4 protein-coding genes are annotated in these 4,600 nt (G+C 55.3%); all 4 read right to left on the reverse strand.

Annotation, left to right across the window (positions count from 1 at the left end):
• On the reverse strand, window positions 1-1,303 hold a 1,303-nt coding region (htpG, locus tag ABYP39_RS17505; protein ID WP_372783877.1), incomplete at its 3' end, for a molecular chaperone HtpG.
• Between the two features lie 159 nt (window positions 1,304-1,462).
• Complete coding sequence (locus ABYP39_RS17510) at window positions 1,463-2,239, reverse strand: SDR family oxidoreductase (RefSeq protein ID WP_372747960.1); 777 nt, start codon at window positions 2,237-2,239, stop codon at window positions 1,463-1,465.
• A complete protein-coding gene (locus ABYP39_RS17515) occupies window positions 2,236-3,702 on the reverse strand; it encodes an aldehyde dehydrogenase family protein (protein WP_372763847.1) in 1,467 nt (488 codons plus the stop codon). Before ABYP39_RS17515 ends, ABYP39_RS17510 begins: the two co-directional genes overlap by 4 nt.
• A 55-nt stretch (window positions 3,703-3,757) precedes the next feature.
• Window positions 3,758-4,600: NAD(P)-dependent oxidoreductase (locus tag ABYP39_RS17520; protein WP_372783879.1), on the reverse strand; the 843-nt coding region annotated here is incomplete at its 5' end.

The following is a 4,600-nucleotide window of genomic DNA, read 5'->3' on the forward strand; positions in this document are numbered from 1 at the left end:
CTTTCTGACCTTCTTTCATGCGGGCAATGTAGTCGTCCAGCGCGTGGGTCTGCTCGGCCTTATTGTCGTGGGTAGTAGCGAAACGCAGCAACTTGGCAATTTTTTCGCGGTTGGTGAAATCTTCTGCCGGCCCCTCTTTCAATACCTGGCCAAAGGTTTTCCAGAAGGTCTGGTATTTCTCTGGCTCTTTTTTGGCCAGCTTTTCCAGCATATCAAGCACGCGCTTAGTCAACGCGGCTTTCATGGAATCGACATTCGGGTCTTTCTGAAGAATTTCCCGCGACACGTTCAGCGACAGGTCATTGGAGTCCACCACGCCTTTGACAAATCGCAGGTAAAGCGGCAGGAACTGCTCAGCTTCGTCCATGATAAAGGTACGCTGCACATACAGCTTCACACCGCGATTGGCATCGCGATTCCACATATCAAAAGGCGCTTTTTCCGGAATATACAGCAGGCTGGAATACTCCAGCTTGCCTTCCACGCGATTGTGGCTCCAGGTCAGAGGCTCATTGAAATCGTGAGAGATGTGCTTGTAAAACTCGATATACTCTTCGTCCTGCACCTCGCTGCGATTGCGCACCCACAGCGCGGTCGCCGCGTTAATGGCCTCAAGCTCAGGCAGTGCACCTTCGGCACTCTCTTCTTCGCTCTGCGCCTTGTACATCATCACCGGCAAGGAGATATGGTCTGAGTACTTCTTGATCACAGACCGCACGCGCCAGTCGTCGGCAAAATCCAGCGAGTCATCGCGCAGGTGCAACACCACCTGGGTACCGCGCTCGGTACGCTCTACAGGCTCGATCGAAAAGTCGGCTTCACCCGTGGACTCCCAGTGCACAGCCTCACTGGCTGGCAAACCTGCTCGACGGGTAAACACCTCCACCCTGTCGGCCACGATAAAGGCCGAATAGAAGCCGACACCGAACTGACCAATCAGCTGAGCATCCTTCTTTTTGTCTCCGGTGAGGTTTTTCAGGTACTCGGCGGTACCTGAACGGGCTATGGTGCCCAGATTCTTAATCACCTCATCTTTCGACATACCAATACCGTTGTCGGTAATGGTGATGGTCTTGGCATCTTTGTTGGCGACTACCGTAATCTTCAGATCCGGGTCTTCTTCCAGCAGCGCAGGTTCTTCAAGCGACTCAAAGCGCAGCTTGTCGGCCGCATCCGAAGCGTTGGAGATCAGCTCTCTCATGAAGATTTCCTTGTTGCTGTACAAGGAATGGATCATCAGTTTCAGGAGTTGTTTCGCTTCCGTCTGGAAGCCCATGGTTTCCTTTTCAGCAGTAGCAGACATGGGGGCCCTCAATCGATGTTATTGGAGAAAAGTCGAATTAAGAGGGATATGGGGGCCAAGATCACGATTTCAAGGGGGGCGGTGAAGATAGCCGCCCTGCCACACAGACGAACAGGAGCATCCGTTCGCCTGCGCGTCAGCTAGCCAGCAGGAATGCGGTCAGAGCGTAAATTTCTCCATCAAACGATTCGGTCGAATTTCCAGCTCGTCTACTGACACTCCGGGGTCCATCCCCACGCAGAAAGCCACGGCTTCGGCCACATGCTCCACGTCCATGCCCGTATCCATATAGGGGCCACAGCGCTTGTGCCACAGGTCAAAGCCGTCCTTGAGCTTGTCAAAGTCCCAACCTGAGGCAAACTCGGTGGCCGCCGCCCCCGGTCGCAGCAGGGTGACACCGATGTTTTTCTCCTGCATCTCACGACGCAGGTCGCGCGTTAGACGCTCCACAGCGGCCTTGCTGGCGGCGTAAAGTGAAAGACCCAGCATTTCGTCCTGGTGGTAGGCGCTGGCAGAACTGATATTGACAATACGCGGATTGTCCGACGCTTCCAAAAGCGGAATGGCCGCGCGACAGGCGTAGATGACACCGGCGATATTGATATCCAGCTGGGCCCGGATCTCCTCATCTGAGTATTTTTCAACCAGACCAGGCTTGGCCACGCCGGCGTTATTCACCAGCCCGTCAAGCCGACCAAAGTGGGCGGCGACCGCCCGAACCGCCTCGCCTGTGGCAGCCGAGTCGGTCACATCGGCGGAAAACGCCCTGGCGTTGCTTTCGCCCAACTCAGCGACCGCTTCAGCCAGCCTGTTTTCATCCCGCGCCAGCAAACCCACTTTGGCCCCTCGGCTCACCAGATCTCTGGCTATCGCCAGACCAAAGCCGCGTGAGGCACCGGTTACCACATATACATGGTCTGCAATACTCTGACTCATACCGCAATCGCCACCGTTTTTGTTTCCAGATATTCTTCGAAGCCTTCCGGCCCCATTTCGCGACCGACACCACTTTGCTTGTAACCACCGAAGGGCGCGTCTGGCCCAAGAAAGTTGCCGCCGTTTACGTTCATGGTACCGGTACGTACCTGGCGGGCAAAATTTAGTGCGCGCTCTTCACTGGCCGAATACACCGCGCCCGACAAACCGTAGGGTGAATCGTTGGCAATGCGCAGCGCATCAGCTTCATCGTCATAGGCGATAACTGCCAACACCGGGCCAAAGATTTCTTCCTGAGCAATGGTCATGCTGTTATCCACATCGACAAACACTGTGGGCTCTACGTAGTAGCCTTTTTCCAGGTGTGCCGGACGGCCGCCACCAATGAGTAGGCGAGCCCCCTCTTCCTTGCCTTTTTCAATATAGGCCAGAACCCGCGCGCGCTGCTTCGCGTTAATCAGTGGCCCCATCATTTCCGACTCACTCTCGGGATCCCCGTACGCCAGCATACCCATATACGACTTCAGAATTTCTTCCACCTCAGCCTGCTTCGTTTTCGGAATCAGCAGGCGCGTTGTAATGGCGCAACCCTGGCCCGCGTTGGCGCCAATGGAAAATACACCAAATAGTGAACTGGCCAGATCGGCGTCGTCTAGAATCACCATGGCTGACTTGCCGCCCAGCTCCAGAAACACCCGTTTTACGGTATCAGCCGCATTTTTCATGATGTGTTTGCCGACAGCCGTGGAGCCTGTAAAGGAAACCAGATCCACACGCGAGTCTGTTGTGAGAAAATTACCGATCTCGGCGGGATCAGACGCCGTCAGCACATTAAAAACCCCGGCCGGCAGACCGGCTTCTTTTGCGTAGCGCCCCAGTAGCGTTGAGGTCCAGGGCGTATCGGGCGCGGCCTTCAGTACTACTGTGCAGCCTGCCGCCAGAGCCGGCATACACTTCGCCAGATTGATCTGAATCGGAAAATTCCACGGCGTAATCGCGGCGACTACACCCGCAGCTTCCTTCCAGACTAGGCGTTTACTTCTGACACCCATCACCTCGTACTCACCGATTTCCCGCTCCCACTGGAAACCTTCGAGAAAATCCAGTGGCCAACTGGCCATGGATATCGGGCCGTCGCACTGAGGCCCAAGAGCGAAACACCGGGTAGCTCCCACTTCGCGTTGAGAAGCCTGCCGTAATTCTTCAATATTTTCCCGCATAACCTCAACAAAGCGACGCAACACTTTCAATCGCAGTGCGTGATTACTGGCCCAGTCGGTATGATCAAAGGCTGTGCGCGCTGAAGCGAGCGCTGCGTCTGCGTCTTTTAGGCTGGCATCAGCAGCAACGCCGATAATCTCTTCAGTGGCCGGATTAATGTTCTCGTATACGCGCCCTTGTTCGGCATCAACAAGTTCGCCGTTAATGTAGAGACGCTGTTCGCCAAAAGATGGTTGAGACATGCTCTGTCGTCCTTATTCTTACTTGTAGTAGTGTTTTATCATTAACCGCACCGCGTCAGGATTGACCTTTCAGAAAGGTCTGACGAATATGCTTACGAACTGTTTTGGTTGCGGGAAGCTCCAGATCCAGCTCCTCACACAGTGCCAGCGCATGATCCAGGTCTTTTTCCCCCAGCCCTGCAAACGGCCCAAAAAACTCTTGCATCTGTTCTTCTGTGCACCCGGCGAGGAGCCCCTCCCTACCGGTAATAAACTGCTTCGCCGAGGGTGTGATAACCCCATTTACATCACCAACCGCGTATAAATCGTCGGGACTCAATCCCGCTTTTTTAATCAACGCCACGCCCTCACTGACGGCCGTAAACGCAGCATAGGTGATCAGGTTATTCGCGAGTTTCAATACAATTCCCGCACCGACATCACCGCCGCGAACCACGCGCTTTGACGTTGGCTCAAACATGGGCATGGCCTTTTCCAGGGCAGCTTCAGTCGCACCGACCATGATACAGAGCGTGCCGTCGGCTGCGCCGGCCGCGCCCCCGGTGATTGGCGCATCGATGACTGACATGGAATGGGCTTGCGCATCTTTTGCCCAGCGCAGCAGGTTCGTGCGCAGCACCGTGCTGTGTATGGCGATGACCGAGCCTTCGCGACCACGGGCAAACAGTCCCTCATCGCCGTATAGCAGAGACTCCACATCCTTGTCGTCACGCACGCAGACGCCAATCAGGTCACAGCGTTCGGCCACGTCCCTGACCGACGCAGCGGCTGTAGCGCCCAGTGCCACCATTTCCGCCACAGGGTTTGGCATAACGTCGTAAACGCTCACCTTAAGACCAGCGCTGGCACCATTTTTAATCAGGGTGGCACACATGGGCTTGCCAATATTGCCCAGACC

The sequence above is a fragment of the Litorivivens sp. genome (genome assembly GCF_041625495.1).
GTDB lineage: Bacteria > Pseudomonadota > Gammaproteobacteria > Pseudomonadales > Spongiibacteraceae > Litorivivens.